At 68.9% G+C, this 15443-nt stretch carries 17 protein-coding genes; 11 read left to right on the top strand and 6 right to left on the bottom strand.

The window, feature by feature from the left end:
* Positions 1 to 44 precede the first annotated feature (44 nt).
* From JF781_RS11690 to JF781_RS11670, 5 genes are all read left to right on the top strand, one after another.
* The gene (locus JF781_RS11690) at positions 45 to 434 is read left to right on the top strand and encodes a polyketide cyclase / dehydrase and lipid transport (RefSeq protein ID WP_225329799.1); all 390 of its coding nucleotides are present in this window, start codon (positions 45 to 47) and stop codon (positions 432 to 434) included.
* Between the two features lie 116 nt (positions 435 to 550).
* Positions 551 to 988, top strand: coding sequence for an SRPBCC family protein (locus tag JF781_RS11685; protein ID WP_225329775.1), 438 nt, complete (start codon positions 551 to 553; stop codon positions 986 to 988).
* The gene (locus tag JF781_RS11680; RefSeq protein ID WP_225329800.1) at positions 981 to 2240 is read left to right on the top strand and encodes an ArsA family ATPase; all 1260 of its coding nucleotides are present in this window, start codon (positions 981 to 983) and stop codon (positions 2238 to 2240) included. Before JF781_RS11685 ends, JF781_RS11680 begins: the two co-directional genes overlap by 8 nt.
* Complete coding sequence (locus tag JF781_RS11675; protein ID WP_225329776.1) at positions 2237 to 2629, top strand: hypothetical protein; 393 nt, start codon at positions 2237 to 2239, stop codon at positions 2627 to 2629. Before JF781_RS11680 ends, JF781_RS11675 begins: the two co-directional genes overlap by 4 nt.
* Positions 2630 to 2716: 87 nt before the next feature.
* Positions 2717 to 3445: a 1-acyl-sn-glycerol-3-phosphate acyltransferase gene (locus JF781_RS11670; RefSeq protein ID WP_225329777.1), complete on the top strand. Its 729-nt coding sequence runs from the start codon at positions 2717 to 2719 to the stop codon at positions 3443 to 3445.
* Here the strand turns inward: JF781_RS11670 and JF781_RS11665 are convergent.
* The gene (locus JF781_RS11665; protein ID WP_225329778.1) at positions 3442 to 4734 is read right to left on the bottom strand and encodes a glycosyltransferase 87 family protein; all 1293 of its coding nucleotides are present in this window, start codon (positions 4732 to 4734) and stop codon (positions 3442 to 3444) included. The two genes, JF781_RS11670 and JF781_RS11665, sit on opposite strands and share 4 nt — an antisense overlap.
* A 93-nt stretch (positions 4735 to 4827) precedes the next feature.
* Here JF781_RS11665 and JF781_RS11660 point away from each other — a divergent pair, with 93 nt between their 5' ends.
* The 3 genes from JF781_RS11660 to JF781_RS11650 all read left to right on the top strand — a co-directional run bounded on the left by JF781_RS11660 (position 4828) and on the right by JF781_RS11650 (position 7672).
* A complete protein-coding gene (locus tag JF781_RS11660; protein ID WP_225329779.1) occupies positions 4828 to 5712 on the top strand; it encodes a hypothetical protein in 885 nt (294 codons plus the stop codon).
* Positions 5713 to 5721: 9 nt separating this feature from the next.
* On the top strand, positions 5722 to 6204 hold the full coding sequence (locus JF781_RS11655; RefSeq protein WP_225329780.1) for a polyadenylate-specific 3'-exoribonuclease AS: 483 nt from the start codon (positions 5722 to 5724) through the stop codon (positions 6202 to 6204).
* Between the two features lie 79 nt (positions 6205 to 6283).
* Positions 6284 to 7672 carry a class II 3-deoxy-7-phosphoheptulonate synthase gene (locus tag JF781_RS11650; protein WP_225329781.1) on the top strand — a complete coding sequence of 463 codons (1389 nt, stop codon included), beginning with the start codon at positions 6284 to 6286 and terminating at the stop codon, positions 7670 to 7672.
* A gap of 12 nt (positions 7673 to 7684) precedes the next feature.
* Here the strand turns inward: JF781_RS11650 and JF781_RS11645 are convergent, their stop codons facing one another.
* A complete protein-coding gene (locus JF781_RS11645; protein WP_225329782.1) occupies positions 7685 to 8986 on the bottom strand; it encodes a protein kinase in 1302 nt (433 codons plus the stop codon).
* A gap of 80 nt (positions 8987 to 9066) precedes the next feature.
* Here JF781_RS11645 and JF781_RS11640 point away from each other — a divergent pair, with 80 nt between their 5' ends.
* Positions 9067 to 9471: an Rv2175c family DNA-binding protein gene (locus JF781_RS11640; RefSeq protein WP_225329783.1), complete on the top strand. Its 405-nt coding sequence runs from the start codon at positions 9067 to 9069 to the stop codon at positions 9469 to 9471.
* Between the two features lie 8 nt (positions 9472 to 9479).
* Here JF781_RS11640 and JF781_RS11635 read toward each other — a convergent pair whose 3' ends face one another.
* Both JF781_RS11635 and idsA2 read right to left on the bottom strand, forming a co-directional pair.
* Positions 9480 to 11021 (bottom strand): alpha-(1->6)-mannopyranosyltransferase A, encoded by a 1542-nt coding sequence (locus JF781_RS11635; protein WP_225329784.1) that lies wholly within the window; start codon positions 11019 to 11021, stop codon positions 9480 to 9482.
* Positions 11022 to 11025: 4 nt separating this feature from the next.
* The gene (gene idsA2, locus JF781_RS11630) at positions 11026 to 12075 is read right to left on the bottom strand and encodes a bifunctional (2E,6E)-farnesyl/geranyl diphosphate synthase (protein ID WP_225329801.1); all 1050 of its coding nucleotides are present in this window, start codon (positions 12073 to 12075) and stop codon (positions 11026 to 11028) included.
* A gap of 263 nt (positions 12076 to 12338) precedes the next feature.
* On the opposite strand from idsA2, the gene JF781_RS11625 reads away from it, so the two are divergent.
* On the top strand, positions 12339 to 13235 hold the full coding sequence (locus tag JF781_RS11625; RefSeq protein ID WP_225329785.1) for a mycobacterial-type methylenetetrahydrofolate reductase: 897 nt from the start codon (positions 12339 to 12341) through the stop codon (positions 13233 to 13235).
* A gap of 9 nt (positions 13236 to 13244) precedes the next feature.
* On the opposite strand, the gene JF781_RS11620 is transcribed toward JF781_RS11625, so the two are convergent.
* Together JF781_RS11620 and JF781_RS11615 are read right to left on the bottom strand one after the other, a co-directional pair.
* Positions 13245 to 13895 (bottom strand): DUF3153 domain-containing protein, encoded by a 651-nt coding sequence (locus JF781_RS11620; protein WP_225329802.1) that lies wholly within the window; start codon positions 13893 to 13895, stop codon positions 13245 to 13247.
* A 151-nt stretch (positions 13896 to 14046) separates the two neighbouring features.
* Positions 14047 to 14655: an N-acetyltransferase gene (locus tag JF781_RS11615; RefSeq protein ID WP_225329786.1), complete on the bottom strand. Its 609-nt coding sequence runs from the start codon at positions 14653 to 14655 to the stop codon at positions 14047 to 14049.
* Positions 14656 to 14993: 338 nt separating this feature from the next.
* On the opposite strand from JF781_RS11615, the gene JF781_RS11610 reads away from it, so the two are divergent.
* The gene (locus tag JF781_RS11610) at positions 14994 to 15398 is read left to right on the top strand and encodes a DUF3040 domain-containing protein (protein WP_225329787.1); all 405 of its coding nucleotides are present in this window, start codon (positions 14994 to 14996) and stop codon (positions 15396 to 15398) included.
* Positions 15399 to 15443: the final 45 nt, after the last annotated feature.

Genomic DNA, 15443 nt, shown 5'->3' with positions numbered 1-15443 from the left:
CGCCCTCGGCGGGCCGCCGCGGCCCGGTGTGTGAAGCTGTGGGCATGAACAGCATCCAGATCGCGGATGAGACGTTTGTCGCCGCCGACGGCGCACGGGTGGGCGCCGCGGTCGCAGATCGGGCGAGTTGGCGCCGCTGGTGGCCCGACCTGCGGCTGCAGGTCGTCGAGGATCGCGGCGACAAGGGCATCCGGTGGTCGGTCACCGGCGCGTTGACGGGGACCATGGAGGTCTGGCTGGAACCGTCGCTGGACGGGGTCGTGCTGCACTACTTTCTGCACGCCGAGCCCAGCGGGGTGGCGGCCTGGCAGCTGGCCAAGCTGAACCTGGCGAAAATGACCCACCGCCGCCGAGTGGCGGGCAAAAAAATGGCCTTTGAGGTCAAGACGACACTGGAACGGTCACGTCCGGTCGGAGTTTCTCCGGTAGTTTAGCCGGGTCAGGTCCGCGCAGAGAGTACCGTTTCGGACCGAGACCCACGGGGGTCCCCGCACGGCAGGTTCGGAGCGGCCGGGGCAGATCGGCTTGCGGGAGAGAGGGCAGCAACCAGGTGGCGGAGAAGACGACACAAACCATCTACATCGAAGCCGACCCGGGCACCGTGATGAAGGTGATCGCGGATATCGACTCCTACCCGCAGTGGATCTCGGAGTACAAGGAAGCCGAGGTCCAGGAGAAGGACGCCGACGGCTACCCGAAGGTGGCGCGGATCGTCATGGACGCCACCGTCCTCAAAGACACCATGGTCATGTCCTATCAATGGCCCAAAGATCGCCAATCGGTCAGCTGGACGCTGGTGTCGAGCTCGCTGCTGCGTTCCCTTGAGGGCTCATATCGGTTGGCGCCCAAGGGATCTGGCACCGAAGTGACGTACGAACTCTCCGTTGACCTGGCCATGCCGATGATCGGCCTGCTCAAGCGCAAGGCCGAGCGGCGTTTGACCGACACCGCGTTGAAGGATCTGAAGAAACGAGTCGAGGCTGAGTGAGACGGCTGAGCCCGCCCCGGCCCGCATCAGCCTCTTCGTTGGCAAAGGCGGGGTAGGCAAATCCACCCTGGCGTGCGCCACCGCGGTCAGTTCTGCGAGCGCGGGACAGCGGGTGCTGGTGGTGTCCACCGACCAGGCGCACTCCCTGGGTGATGTGCTGGGCACCCCCGTCCCGCCCAGCCAAGACGAACTCGTGCGGGTGCTCGCCGATGACGCGGAGGCCGGCGGCGGGTTCCTCGATGCGCTGGCGTTGGACACCCTCGGCCTGCTGGAGGTCCGCTGGCGTGACGTCGTCGCCACCTTGGACCGGCGGTTCCCCGACTCCGAATTGAGCACCATTGCGCCCGAAGAGCTTTCGGCGCTGCCCGGTGTTCAGGAGGTGCTCGGCCTGTACGCCGTCGGCGAGCTGGCCGGCTCGGGGCGATGGGACCGCGTGGTGGTCGATTGCGCATCCACCGCGGACGCGCTGCGGATGTTGACGCTGCCCGCCACCTTCGGGCTGTACGTCGAGCGGGCGTGGCCGCGGCATCGCCGGCTGTCCGTCACGGCCGACGACGCCCGGTCGGCGGCGGTGGTCGAGCTGCTCGAGCGCATCAGCTCTAGCGTGGAGGCGCTCGGCGCGCTGCTCACCGACGGCGAGCTGGTCAGCGCGCACCTGGTGTTGACCCCCGAGCGGGTGGTGGCCGCGGAGGCGGCGCGGACGCTGGGGTCGCTGGCCTTGATGGGCGTGCGCGTCGAAGAGCTGATCGTGAACCAGGTTCTGCTGCAAGACGACTCGTACGAGTACCGCAACCTGCCCGAGCACCCGGCCTTCTACTGGTACACCGAACGCATCGCCGAGCAGCAGGGTGTGCTCGACGAACTCGACGCCACCATCGGCGAGGTGGCCCTCGTGATGACCCCACACCTGTCCGGGGAGCCGATCGGCGCCAAGGCGCTGGGCGCGCTGCTCGACGCCGCCCGCCGCCGGGGGGGCACCGCGCCGCCGGGCCCGTTGCGGCCCACCGTCGACCTCGAATCCGGGACGGGACTTGGGTCCGTCTACCGGTTGCGGCTAGCGTTGCCGCAACTCGATCCGTCGGCGCTGACCCTGGGGCGCGTCGATGACGACCTGATCATCAGCGCCGGCGGATTGCGGCGCAGGGTGAAGTTGGCGTCCGTGCTCAGGCGCTGCACGGTGCTCGACGCACGCGTGCGCGGTGGTGAGTTGACGGTGCGTTTTCGACCAGATCCGGAGGTGTGGCCTAAGTGAGTGGGGCTCATCCCGAAATCGGTCCGGAGCTACGCAGGCTCGCCCAGTCGATCCTGGACGGAATCGACCCCGCCGTGCGCGCGGCGGCGGCGCTGACGGCGGGCGCCGGACCCGGCACCGGCAAGTGCCAGCAGGTGTGGTGCCCGGTGTGCGCGCTGGCCGCGTTGGCGACCGGCGACCAGCACCCCTTGCTCACCGCGATCGCCGACCACAGCGTCGCCTTGCTTCAGGTGATCCGCGACATCGTCAGTGATGCCAGTGACATCGACCGGGCGTCCACACCGACACCGGAGCCCCCGCCCGACGGTCCGCCCGGCGGCGCGACCGACACCGGCGACACCGCCCCGCGGACCCGTTATCAGCCCATCCCGGTCACGCTCGACGAGTGAGGAGCCTGCGTCGCAGGTGGTCCCTTCGTGTGGGGATAGGTACAGTTGGCGCAGAACATCAGCGGGGCGTAGCCGAGAGGGAGGGCCATGTGGTACTGGCTGTTCAAGTACGTGCTGCTCGGCCCGTTGCTGACTCTGCTGGGCCGGCCGAAAGTTGAAGGCTTAGAACACGTTCCGAGTTCCGGACCAGTGATACTGGCAAGTAATCACCTGGCCGTGATGGACAGTTTCTATCTTCCGCTGGTGGTGCGGCGCCGAATCACCTTCCTGGCGAAGTCGGAATACTTCACCGGCACCGGGTTGAAGGGATGGTTCCAACGGTGGTTCTTCACCGCCGTCGGGCAGGTGCCGATCGACCGGACCGATGCCGACAGCGCCCGCGCCGCGCTGACCACCGCGCAACAGGTGCTGGGCCAGGGCAAGCTGCTGGGCATGTATCCCGAAGGCACCCGGTCCCCGGACGGCCGGCTGTACAAGGGCAAGACCGGGCTGGCGCGGCTGGCCCTGCAGACCGGGGTCCCGGTGATCCCGGTCGCGATGATCGGCACCAACGTCGTCAACCCGCCCGGGACCAACATATTGCGGTTCGGCCGGGTCACCGTTCGCTTCGGCGAGCCGATGGACTTCTCGCGCTTCGACGGGCTGGCCGGCAACCGCTTCATCGAGCGGGCCGTCACCGACGAAGTGATCTACGAGCTGATGGGGCTGTCCGGCCAGGAGTACGTCGACATTTACGCGGCCAGCCTGAAAAAGGGCGGCGGCGGTGACGCGGCCGACGGCGAGGCCGAGCGGATTCCCGAAACCGCTGCCGGTTAGCCGACGGCGGTAGCCGGCGCCAGCGGCTGCGGGGTGCTCTCCCGCGAAACCCCGCGGGCGGTGACGGTGCAGCCGGCCGCCACGATGACCGCCAGCGCCCACCACACATAGGACATCCCGGCGAGTTGGCGCCACCAGACCGCGCTCGCCTCGTGATGCTTGGGCAGCAGGTCGATCGGCGTCCACCTCATCAGCGCCACCCCGACGGCGCTGACGACCATCAGCAGCGCGTTGCGGCGCCGCCAGCCCAAGATCGCCGTCACCAGCACCGCGGGCAGCACCCACACCCAGTGGTGTGACCACGACACCGGCGACACCACCAGCCCGAACAACGCGACGCAGACCAGCGCGAGCGTAGGCTCGCCGGCGCGCAGCACCCGCCGCATCGCCCACACCGTCAGCGCCAGCACCAGCAGCGACGCGGCCACCCACAGCAGGAAGCGTTCCTGTTGTCCCAGCCCCAGTCGGGCCAGGGCGCCGGCGATGTTCTGGTCGGTGTTCAGCGACGCGGAACCGATCCGGTCGGTGTGGTGCACGGTGTGCGTCCAGTACTCCCACGAGTCGGTCCAGGCCAGGGCGAAACCCAGCAGCGTCGCCCCCACGAACGACGCCAGCGCGGTCAGCGTCGCGCGGTAATCGCGGCGCAGCAGGAAATACAGGAGGAACACCGCCGGCGTCAGCTTCAGCGCCATGCCCAGCCCCAACAGCAGACCGCGCGGCCACGGCGTGCGGTGCGGCACGCAGTCGGCGATCACCAGCGTCATCAGCACGACGTTGATCTGACCGAAGGCGAAGTTCGAGTTGATCGGTTCCAGCCAGATCGTCGCGGCCGCGGCGGCGACGACGGCCAGCCACCACCGGCGCAGCCAGGCCGGGCCGGGCAGCACGGTGGAGTCGCTCCACACGTCGAGCCGGGTCAGCACGATCACGGTCGACACGACCAGCAGCACCAACGTCAGGGCGGTGATCGCGACGCTGGCGGTCGGCATGTGCAGCCAGGCGAACGGGCAGAACACGATGGCCGCCAGGGGTGGATAGGTAAACGGCAGATCCACGATCGGTGTGTGGAACAACACGTCGCCGCGATACAGCGGGCGGCCGTCCATCCAGGCCTGGGCCCCCATCTGATAGACGTCGATGTCGATGCGATACGGGGTGTGCCCGAACAGCTGCCACGCCGCGTAACCCAGCCCCGCCGCGGCCGCCAGCCAAGCCAGGCCCCACACCAGCGCCCACCGGGGGCCACGCTTACCTGCAAAGCCCGCCCCGGGCGCCTGCCGTGTACTCATGTCGCACCACAGCGTAATGGGTGCGCGCGCCCGGACATGCCTGGTGCAGCGCGGCTCCCACGACCCCGGCGCGCGAAGGCGTAGGTTTCAAGAGTGCTCCACTCGTTCGTCGACGAGCTGTCCCGATGGTTCGAACATGACATTCACGACCGGGGCCACCTGCCACTGCTGTGCTGCCTGGTGGCCTTCATCCTGACGTTTTTCGTCACGCGGACGTTCGTGCGTTTGATCCGTCATCGCGTCGAGAACGGCCGGCCCACCAAGTGGTGGCATCCGCGCAACGTTCACGTCGGGGGAGTGCACATCCACCACGTCACGTTCGGGGTGGTCCTTACGCTGCTCTCCGGGCTGACGCTGGTCACCCTGTCCATCGACGGGCACGAGCCCCAGTTCATGGCGGCCGCCACGTTCTTCGGGATCGGGGCCGCCCTGGTCCTCGACGAGTACGCGCTGATCCTGCACCTGTCTGACGTCTACTGGTCCGAGGACGGCCGCACATCGGTCGATGCGGTCTTCGCCGCCGTGGCGGTGGCCGGGCTGTTGATGATGGGCCTGCACCCGCTGATGTTCTTCCTGCCGATCTGGCACGACGCCAACTCGTGGCCGCTGCGGGCCGCGGTGGGCGGTGCCATGGCGTTGACGCTGCCGCTGGCCGTCGTGGTGGTGCTCAAGGGCAAGGTTTGGACCGGCCTGCTGGGCATGTTCCTGGTCATCTTGCTGGTGATCGGGGCGATCCGGCTGTCGCGCCCGCACGCGCCGTGGGCCCGCTGGCGGTACTCCACGCAGCCGGACAAGATGCGCCGCGCGTTGCAGCGCGAAAGGCGGCTGCGCCGCCCGGTGGTGCGGGCCAAGCTGTATTTGCAGTGCGCCATCGCCGGCACGCCCCGGTTTCCGGACCCACACGCGGTGGACGCCAGGTTGGACGACGAGATTCATCCCGCGCCGGCTCCCACCGGTCCCATCCTGATCGGCAGATAATCTCCCTAGGTGCGGTACTTCTACGACACCGAATTCATCGAGGACGGCCGCACCATCGAGCTCGTCTCGATCGGGGTGGCCGCCGAGGACGGCCGCGAGTACTACGCAGTGTCCACCGAATTCGATCCCGAGCGAGCCGGGCCGTGGGTGCGTGCCAACGTGCTGCCCAAGCTGCCGCCCCCGGCGTCGCAGTTGTGGCGCTCACGCAGGCGGATCCGCGAGGACCTGGAGGAGTTCTTCGGTGTCAGCGGCGGCGAGCCGATCGAACTGTGGGCGTGGGTGGCGGCCTACGACCACGTCGCCCTGTGCCAGTTGTGGGGCCCGATGCCCGATCTGCCGCGCGCCATCCCCCGTTTCACCCGGGAGCTGCGGCAGCTGTGGGAAGACCGCGGCAGCCCGCGGATGCCGCCGCGGTCGCCCGATGCGCACGACGCGCTGGTCGACGCCCGCGATCAGCTCCGCCGCTACCGGTTGATCACCGCGGGCGACTGAGACGGCCGAGCCCGGATCGACGGCGTTCACGCTGATCAACCGTGACCAGGGGCGCCCGCGCCGCGGTTACGATGGACCGATGAACTGGACCGTCGACATACCGATCGACCAGCTGCCGCCGCTGCCGCCGCTGCCGAGCGATCTGCGGGCGCGGTTGGACGCCGCCCTGGCCAAGCCGGCAGCCCAGCAGCCCAGCTGGCCCGCCGATCAGGCGTCGGCGATGCGCACGGTCCTCGAGAGCGTGCCGCCGGTGACGGTGCCGTCGGAAATCGTCCGCCTCCAGGAGCAGTTGGCCCAGGTGGCCAGGGGTGAGGCGTTCCTGCTGCAGGGCGGTGACTGCGCGGAGACGTTCACCGAGAACACCGAACCCCACATCCGGGGCAACGTGCGCACCCTGCTGCAGATGGCGGTGGTGCTGACCTACGGCTCGAGCATGCCGGTGGTCAAGGTGGCCCGCATCGCCGGGCAGTACGCCAAGCCGCGATCGGCCGACGTCGACGCGCTGGGGTTGAAGTCCTACCGCGGCGACATGATCAACGGCTTCGCCCCGGACGCCGCTGTGCGCGAGCATGATCCGTCGCGGTTGGTGCGCGCCTACGCCAACGCCAGCGCGGCGATGAATTTGGTTCGGGCGCTGACGTCCTCGGGATTGGCCTCGCTGCACGGCGTCCACGACTGGAACCGCGAATTCGTCCGAACCTCGCCGGCCGGCGCCCGCTACGAGGCGCTGGCCACCGAGATCGACCGCGGCCTGCGCTTCATGAGCGCCTGCGGGGTGGCCGACCGCAACCTGCAGACCGCCGAAATCTACGCCAGCCACGAGGCTTTGGTGCTCGACTACGAGCGTGCGATGCTGCGCCTGTCCGAAAACGACAGCGGCGAGCCTCAGCTGTATGACCTGTCGGCGCACACCGTGTGGATCGGCGAGCGGACCCGCCAGCTCGACGGCGCGCACGTCGCCTTCGCGGAGGTGATCGCCAACCCGATCGGCGTCAAGATCGGCCCGACGATCACCCCGGAGCTGGCCGTCGAATACGTCGAGCGGCTCGACCCGCACAACAAGCCCGGCCGGCTGACATTGGTGAGCAGGATGGGCAACAACAAGGTGCGCGACCTACTGCCACCGATCGTGGAGAAGGTCCAGGCCGCCGGTCACAAGGTGATCTGGCAGTGCGATCCCATGCACGGCAACACCCACGAGTCGTCCAACGGCTACAAGACCCGCCACTTCGACCGCATCGTCGACGAGGTGCAGGGCTTCTTCGAGGTCCACCGCGCGCTGGGCACCCATCCCGGCGGCATCCACGTCGAGATCACCGGTGAGAACGTCACCGAGTGCCTCGGTGGGGCGCAAGACATTTCGGACACCGACCTGGTCGGCCGCTACGAGACCGCCTGCGATCCGCGGCTGAACACCCAGCAGTCGCTGGAGTTGGCCTTCCTGGTCGCCGAGATGCTGCGCGACTGAGGCCGGCTCGCGCTAGAGCAGCCCGTTGAGGTTGCTTCCGATGGTCCACGCCGCGGTCGCGACGAGCCCGGTGAACGCCAGCACCAACGCCACCCACACCAGCACCATGCGCCGGTTGTGCTGGCGCGCCCACACGAATTCGCTGATCGGGATGCCCGCGAATTCTCCTGCGACGGGCTCATATTCGTAATCGTCGTCGTCATCGTCCGGGTCGTCGTCGCCGGCGGGCGCCGGCTGCTGCGCCCGCGGCCACTCCTCGGGGCCCCGGGTCAGTTGGCGGGTGGGCTGACGCACCGGGGCCGACGGGGGCGGCCCGGGTTGCTGCGCGATGGCCGGGCGCTGGTCCGTCCGGTCGTGGTGGAGCGCGGCCGACCGGTGCTGCGCGGAGTTACGTGGTGCCGGCACGGAGAAGTCCGGCAGCGCAAGCTCATCGGCGATCGCGTCGAGGTCGGCGCCCATCTCGGCCGCGTCGGCGTAGCGGTCGGCCGGGTCGCGGGCCGTCGCCCGTTCCACGAACTGGTCGAACTGCGCGGGCACGCCGTCGATCGACGCGCTGGGCGCCGGCACGTCGGTGTCCAGCCGCCGGTAGGCGATCGACAACGCCGAGTCGCCGGTGAAGGGGGTGCGCCCGGTCAACAGCTCATAGGCGAGGATGCCTGCGGAGTAGACGTCGCTGCGCGGGCTGGCATCGCCGTCGCGCACCTGTTCGGGCGACAGATACGCCGCGGTGCCCAAAATCACACTGGTAGAAGTGATTCCGGCGGCGGCGACGGCACGGACCAACCCGAAGTCGGCGATCTTCACCTCGCCGTCGTCGGAGATCAACACGTTCTCCGGCTTGACGTCGCGATGCACCAGGCCGGCCCGGTGCGCGGCGGCCAACCCGCCGAGCACCGGACGAAGCACCGCCGCCACGGCGTACGGCGGCATGGGCCCGCGCTCGCCCAGCAGCTCGCGCAGGGTGCCACCCTCGATCAGCTCCATCACCAAAAACGGGTGCCGCCCGTCGGAGCCCTGGTCGTAGACCGCGACCAGCCCGGGATCCTTCAGCCGGGCCACGGTGCGGGCCTCGCGCTGGAAGCGGGTGAGAAATTGCTCGTCGCCGGCGTAGCGAGAGTCCATCACCTTCACGGCGACGGGACGGTCGAGCCGGGTGTCGAGACCGCGGTACACGGTCGAGGTGCCGCCGCTGGCGATCTTCGCCTGGATCAGGTAGCGGCCGTCCAGCAACGCGTTGTCCAACGGGTCCGCCGTCCCGGCTTCGGCCCGCGGACGAGGCGGACCGGCCCGGCCGGGCGGATGAGCTTGGGCCACGGGGCCATCGTAGGTGCGCCACGATGATTGGGCGGTAGAACACGGGCTCAACGCGCGTATCAAGGCTTACACTTGCGCGGATGAGCAGTATTCCTGCCGGCGACGATGTGCTAGATCCCGACGAACCGATCTACGACCTGCCGCGGGTCGCCGAATTGCTTAAAATCCCGGTATCCAAGGTGCACCAACAACTCCGGGACGGCCATCTGGTCGCGGTCCGGCGCGGCGAGGGCGTGGTGGTGCCGCAGGTGTTCTTCACCCAATCCGGCGAGGTGGTCAAAAGCCTGCCGGGTTTGTTGACGATCCTGCACGACGGCGGCTACCACGAGACGGAGATCGTGCGCTGGTTGTTCACCCGCGACCCGTCGCTGACGGTGACCCGCGACGGCACCAAGGATGCCATCAGCAATGCCCGCCCCGTCGATGCGCTGCACGCCCATCAGGCCCGCGAAGTGGTGCGCCGGGCGCAGGCGATGGCCTACTGAGCCGGCGTCTACCCGGCGGTGACTTCGGCCTGCTCGGCCGGCCGCTGAGGCGTTCGGTGCAGGCTGTACCACGCGATCAGCGCGACGGCGGTGGCCAGCGAGAAGTGTAGCCACGAGTACATGCCATGCGAGCCATCGGGTTTGAAGATCACCATCACCCAGGTCGACACGCCGCCGATGACCGCCACCGCCCGTCGTGACTGGGCCAGGGGAGCCACGACCGCCAGCGGCCACGAGTAGTACCACGGCAACGCGGCGGGCACGAACAGCACCACGATCAGCATCGAGTACGCGATGCCGGTGAGCGCGCCCCGGTCGTCGCGGCGGAACCGCCACCACAACAGCGGCAGCGAGACCGCGATGATCGCGATGCCCACCAGCCGGGTGACCCGCAGGAGCGGATAGAAGCTCACCGGAAACAGCCCGCTGCCGATCGCGTGGATCAGGTTGGCCGCCGCGGTCGGCACCGTCAGCCAGTTGATGATCTTCACCGAACCGGCCAGCGCGGTCAGCCATCCCAGGCCCACCCCGGCCACCGCGGACAGGATCGTGAAGACCACCGCGAAGACCAGCAGCGTCGCCGCCGCGGCCGCGAGAACCGCTCGCAGCGGCCGGTATCCGCGCCGGTCGCGCAGATCCCGCGCCCACACCCACACCAGGAAGGGCAGCGCGATGCCGGCGGTGGCTTTGACCGCGATGGCGACCGTGATCAGCGCGGTGCCCGCCACGTGGCGGCCGCCGAACGTCAGCGCGATGCCGGCGGCCATCATGCCCACCATCAGCATCTCGTTGTGCACCCCGCCCATCAGGTGGATGAGCACCAGCGGGTTGAGCACGCAGATCCACAGGGCGGTCGAGGGGTCGGAGCCCAGGTGCCGCGCCAACCGGGGGGTCGCCCAGATCAACAGCGCCAGACCGGGCAGCATGCACAGCCGCAGCAGCATGGTGCCGGCCACCACGTTGTTGCCGACGAGGACGGTGATGAGCTTCGCCACCAGAATGAACGCCGGACCGTAGGGGGCGGTCGTGATCGACCAGATGGGACTGACGTTGTCCAACAAGATGTTTGGATTGGCGACCGGGCCCACGGCGTAGGGGTCCAGGCCGTCGCGCAGCAGTGCGCCCTGCGCCAGATACGAATAGGTGTCCCGGCTGAAGACGGGCACCGACACCAGCAGCGGCGCCAGCCAGAAGCCGGTGGTGGCCTTCATGACGAACTCGGTCGCGTCGCCGGCCAGCACCCGACGGCCCAGGCCCAGCCAGGCGATCAGCATGAGGCCGACGCCGGTCCACAACACGATCGACGACAGCACCAGGCCGTGGCCAAAGCGCAGCCAGGACATGTGAATCGACTCGAGCAGCGGGTCGTGCTGCCGCGTGCTGCCCGCGCCCAGCCCGCCCAGGGTGATCAGCACCGACCCCAGCAGGCCGAGTTTGGCCGGTCGTGATTCGTCGGCCGCCACAAACGCCCTTAGCTGCGAAAACCGTTCGCCGCGAGGGGGTTTGGCGGCCGGCGCGTCGTCGGCCGGGGTATCGGTCGGAGTCGTCATCGGTTCAGGCGGACCGGTTCGTGGCGATCTTGGCCAATTCGGACAGCCCCGCTTTGGCCGCGGTATTGATGGGCGCGGCGGCCAGCGTGGCGAGCGCCCGCTGGGTCAGCGTGGCGATCCGTTGTTCGGCCGCGGCCAGGGCGCCCACCGACTCGATGACGTCGCGCAGCTGATCCACCTGCGCGTCGGTCAGCCGGGCGCCGATCGAGGTCCGTAACAGGTTGGCCGCCACCGGGTCTGACTGTTCCGCCAACTCCACCGCCTCGGCCAGCAGCACGGTGCGCTTGCCCGATCGCAGGTCATCCCCGGAAGGCTTGCCGGTCACCGCGGGGTCACCGAAGACACCCAGGACGTCGTCGCGCAGCTGAAACGCCACCCCGAGGTCCGTGCCGAACTGGCTGAAGATGTCGTGGACGTCGGGCCTGTCGGCGGCGGCGGCCACGCCGAGCTGCAGCGGTCGCGACACCGTGTAGCAGGCGGTTTTGAAGGTGTCGACGTTCATCGCCGACGCGATCGAGGCGGCGGCGCTGGCCTCGGCGACGATGTCGAGGTACTGCCCGCCGAGCACCTCGGTGCGGATGTTGGCCCACACCCGGCGGATGCGGCGCTGGGCCTGCGGCGTCAGGTCGACGCCGAAGACGATGTCGTCGGCCCAGGCCAGGGCGAGGTCACCGAGCAGGATGGCGGCCGACGCGCCGAACCGCTCGGGTGAGCCCTGCCAGCCCCGATCGCGATGCAGGGTCGCGAACTCGACGTGGGTGGTCGGCCGTCCGCGCCGGGTGGAGGAGTCGTCGATCACGTCGTCGTGCACCAGCGCGCAGGCGTGCAGGAGTTCGAGCGCGGAAAACAGCAGCAGGACTTGCTCATCGGGTTCGTCGGTGCTTACGGCGCGCCAGCCCCAGTAGGCGAACGCGGGGCGCAGCCGCTTCCCGCCGCCCAGCACGAAATCTTCGAGCGCGGCGATCAGGCCGTTGTAGTCGTCGCCGATGTAGGCGGTCTCGGCGCGCCGCTCGTCCAGATACCGCCGCAACTGTTCGGTGATGGCGCCGGTCAACTCGACGGTTGCCGCCGCTGCTGTGGCTTTGACGCTCAGCGCGGCGCCCCTTTCTGCTCGGCTGGCTGGGTGTTCCAGGCCCGACCAGTGTATTCGTCGCGCGGCCCGGGGTGGGTCCCGCGTGAGGTCGCCCGGTGCACCCAGTTGCTTCGACTGCCTCACTAACCCGCCCCTATGCTGGCGGGTGCGCTGGGGCTCGCGCGGATACTGCGCGGCCAAGAGACGCCCCGGCGGCCCATAGTCGTCGGACGGAGAGAAGCCGCGTGACCCTCAACACCATTGCGCTCGAACTGGTGCCACCCAACGCCGAGGAAGGTCGGGAGCGGGCACTCGAGGAGGCGCACAAAGTGGTGCGGCATTCGGCCGAGGCCGGCCTGGACGGCCGGATCCGGCACGTGATGATCCCCGGGATCATCGCCGAGGACGACGACCGTCCCATTCAGATGAAGCCCAAGCTCGATGTGCTCGACTTCTGGTCGGTCGTCAAGCCGGAACTGACCGGGATCAAGGGCTTGTGCACGCAGGTCACCGCGTTCATGGACGAGCCGTCGCTGCGGGGCCGGCTGACCGAATTGTCCTCGGCCGGAATGGAAGGCGTGGTGTTCGTCGGCGTGCCGCGCACCATGAACGACGGCGAGGGCTCCGGCGTCGCCCCGACCGACGCCCTGTCGATCTATCGCGAGTTGGTGGCCAACCGCGGGGTGATCCTGATCCCCACCCGCGACGGCGAACAGGGCCGGTTCAACTTCAAGTGCGACCAGGGCGCCACCTACGGCATGACCCAGTTGCTGTATTCGGACGCGATCGTGGGATTCCTGAGCGAGTTCGCCAGGCAAACCGATCACCGGCCCGAGATCCTGCTGTCCTTCGGGTTCGTGCCGAAGATGGAAAGCCGCGTCGGACTGATCAACTGGCTCATCCAGGACCCGGGCAACGCCGCGGTCGCCGCCGAGCAGGAGTTCGTCCGCAAGCTCGCCGCCTGCGAGCCCCCGCAGAAGCGTCAGCTGATGGTCGACCTCTACAAGCGCGTCATCGACGGGGTGGCCGACCTGGGTTTCCCGCTGAGCATCCATCTGGAGGCGACCTACGGGATTTCCGGCCCGGCATTCCAGACCTTCGCGGAGATGCTGGCGTACTGGTCACCCGCCCAGCAGGGGTAGCCCGCGCGGCTAGCTGGGTGGCGGCTGGTCGCGCGGCGCGGTGAGCCGCGGTGACCGGTCCCGGCTGACCCACGCCAGCAGCCCCGCCACGCCGGCGGCCGCGAAGGACGCGATGCCCAGCCACACCACCGCGCCGGTGAACGAACGGGTGTTGGGGTCGGTGTAGCGGGCCTGGGCGGTCATGGTGCTCACCACGCCCGGCTTGAGCTTCCAGGACACCACGTCGGGTTCGACCCGGTCGCCGTTGGTGGAGGTCACCACCCCCGGGAAGGCGACCGTCAGCTCGACGTCCGCCTCCGAATCGGTCAGCGAGGTCAGATCCGCCCGGCCCTCCAGGATCACCAGGTTGCCGTTGCGGCGCAGCGTCAAGTTGACGCCGGAGGCGTCGGAGTTCATGTTGGCCAGCTGCGGCAGCTCCGCGAACGTCAGATCGGAGAACACCGCCTGGGAGCCGACGTAGCCGTCGCTGTCGTAGTTCGACACCGCCACCTTCTGGCTGAACGGCAGGTTGTTGCTGTCCAGCTGCGGTCCGGTGTCCTTGGGGGTCTTGGGTTTCGCGGCGGCGACGATCTCGCCGGAGACCAGGTCGTCGGGGGAGATGGTGAGCGAGGCCCGGACCCGCAGGCATCCGGTGGCCAGCGGCACCAGCAGCAGCAACATCGCGACGGCCAGCAGCCGGCGCCGTCGGGCCCGGGGGGCTTTCAAGCGGGGGGAGCTGGCGCGCACCAGGTCATCGTGCCAGACCCGGTGTGCCACTTAAATAAGCGCCACACCGAAGCGGTGCCCGCGATGTGCGCCCGGTCCCGCGGTGTCACAGCGGTAGTTCGCGGCCCAGGATCGCGAACGCCCGCGGGTCGCCGGCGAAGTAGTAGCGGCGGATGACGTCGGTGAAGCCCAGCCGCCGGTACAACCGCCAGGCGCGGTTGGGCTCGCCGTTGGTTTCCGGCGTCGACAGCAGCACGTTCTTTTCGGGGCGCCCAGCGAGCAGCCGCCGGGCCAACGCCTCGCCGAGGCCGCGGCCCTGGGCGCGGGGATGAATGTGCAGCTCGGTCAGCTCGAAATAGCTGTTCATCAGGCGGGCGATCTCCTGCGGCGGCGAGCCGCCGCGCTGCATGCCCAGCACGACCTGCTGCTGCCACCACTGCCCCGGCGCCCCGGGATAGCCGTAGGCCACGCCGAGCAACGGGGCTTTGGCCAGATCTTCCGCCGAGGGCATCGGCGCGCCCTCGCCGTCGGCTACCTCGGCTTCGACGACGCCGGCCCCTTGCCAGCCACGGCGGCGGATGTGCTCCAGCCACATCGCGGCGCGCTGCTGCTCGGTGCCGCGCGGGTAGCGCATCGCGTCGACGTACACCGCCAGGGCGTCCCCGAGGCGACGCTCCATATCGTGAGGGAGCAGATCGATGAGGAATATCGCCAACGCGCGGTGCCCTCCTCATGCGGTGATCAGACTCATTCGCTGCTTCGGCGTTGCGTGGTCGTCGGAGACCAGGCTGCTATCGATCATTATCGGACCCCGACGCGACGGCGTGACGAGCGGTCGTGACACCGAAGCGGCGGGCGGCCCGGTTCGGGAAGCCGGTTGTAGCGCACGGGCGTTCCGGTCTCGCGGAATGCCGCGATCTGGCCGGGATAGAATCGGCGCGGAACCAGTGGTATGGGGCAGGTTGACCTCGTATCATTCAATTAGTTGCCCGCGCAACGGGCATCCGCGTGCTATCGATAGTGACGTGCCAAACTGTCGGCAAGGAGGGACGAATGCCACTCTCCGATCATGAGCAGCGAATGCTCGATCAGATCGAGAGCGCTCTCTACGCCGAAGATCCCAAGTTCGCGTCAAGCGTCCGGGGCGCGGGTTTTCGCGCGCCCACGGCCCGTCGTCGCCTGCAGGGCGTGGCGTTGTTCGTCGTCGGTCTGGCGATGCTGGTTTCGGGTGTGGCGTTCAAGGCCACCTGGATCGGCGGCAGCGTCCCCATTCTCAGCATTTTCGGGTTCATCGTCATGTTCGGCGGAGTGGTGTTCGGCATCACCGGCCCCCGGTTGTCAGGCAGGCCGGACCATTCCGGCTCGGCGCCCAGCTCGCTGCGTCAGCGCCGCAACAAGGGCGGAGGGTCCTTCACCAGCCGCATGGAAGATCGGTTCCGCCGCCGCTTCGACGACTAACGCCGACCTTTCACACGCGGGGTAGCCACCGGCTGCCCCGTTTCC

It is taken from the genome of Mycobacterium sp. WUMAC-067 (assembly GCF_020217485.1).
Taxonomy (GTDB): Bacteria; Actinomycetota; Actinomycetes; order Mycobacteriales; family Mycobacteriaceae; genus Mycobacterium.
This window is presented reverse-complemented; position numbering and strand designations above follow the sequence as displayed.

Excerpts from the sequence above, each read along its gene's own strand:
- JF781_RS11690 (WP_225329799.1), top strand. The coding sequence starts at position 45 with ATGAACAGCATCCAGATCGCGGATGAGACGTTTGTCGCCGCCGACGGC.
- JF781_RS11670 (WP_225329777.1), top strand. The coding sequence starts at position 2,717 with ATGTGGTACTGGCTGTTCAAGTACGTGCTGCTCGGCCCGTTGCTGACT.
- JF781_RS11665 (WP_225329778.1), bottom strand. The coding sequence starts at position 4,734 with ATGAGTACACGGCAGGCGCCCGGGGCGGGCTTTGCAGGTAAGCGTGGC.
- JF781_RS11650 (WP_225329781.1), top strand. The coding sequence starts at position 6,284 with ATGAACTGGACCGTCGACATACCGATCGACCAGCTGCCGCCGCTGCCG.
- JF781_RS11640 (WP_225329783.1), top strand. The coding sequence starts at position 9,067 with ATGAGCAGTATTCCTGCCGGCGACGATGTGCTAGATCCCGACGAACCG.
- JF781_RS11635 (WP_225329784.1), bottom strand. The coding sequence starts at position 11,021 with ATGACGACTCCGACCGATACCCCGGCCGACGACGCGCCGGCCGCCAAA.
- JF781_RS11620 (WP_225329802.1), bottom strand. The coding sequence starts at position 13,895 with ATGTTGCTGCTGCTGGTGCCGCTGGCCACCGGATGCCTGCGGGTCCGG.
- JF781_RS11610 (WP_225329787.1), top strand. The coding sequence starts at position 14,994 with ATGCCACTCTCCGATCATGAGCAGCGAATGCTCGATCAGATCGAGAGC.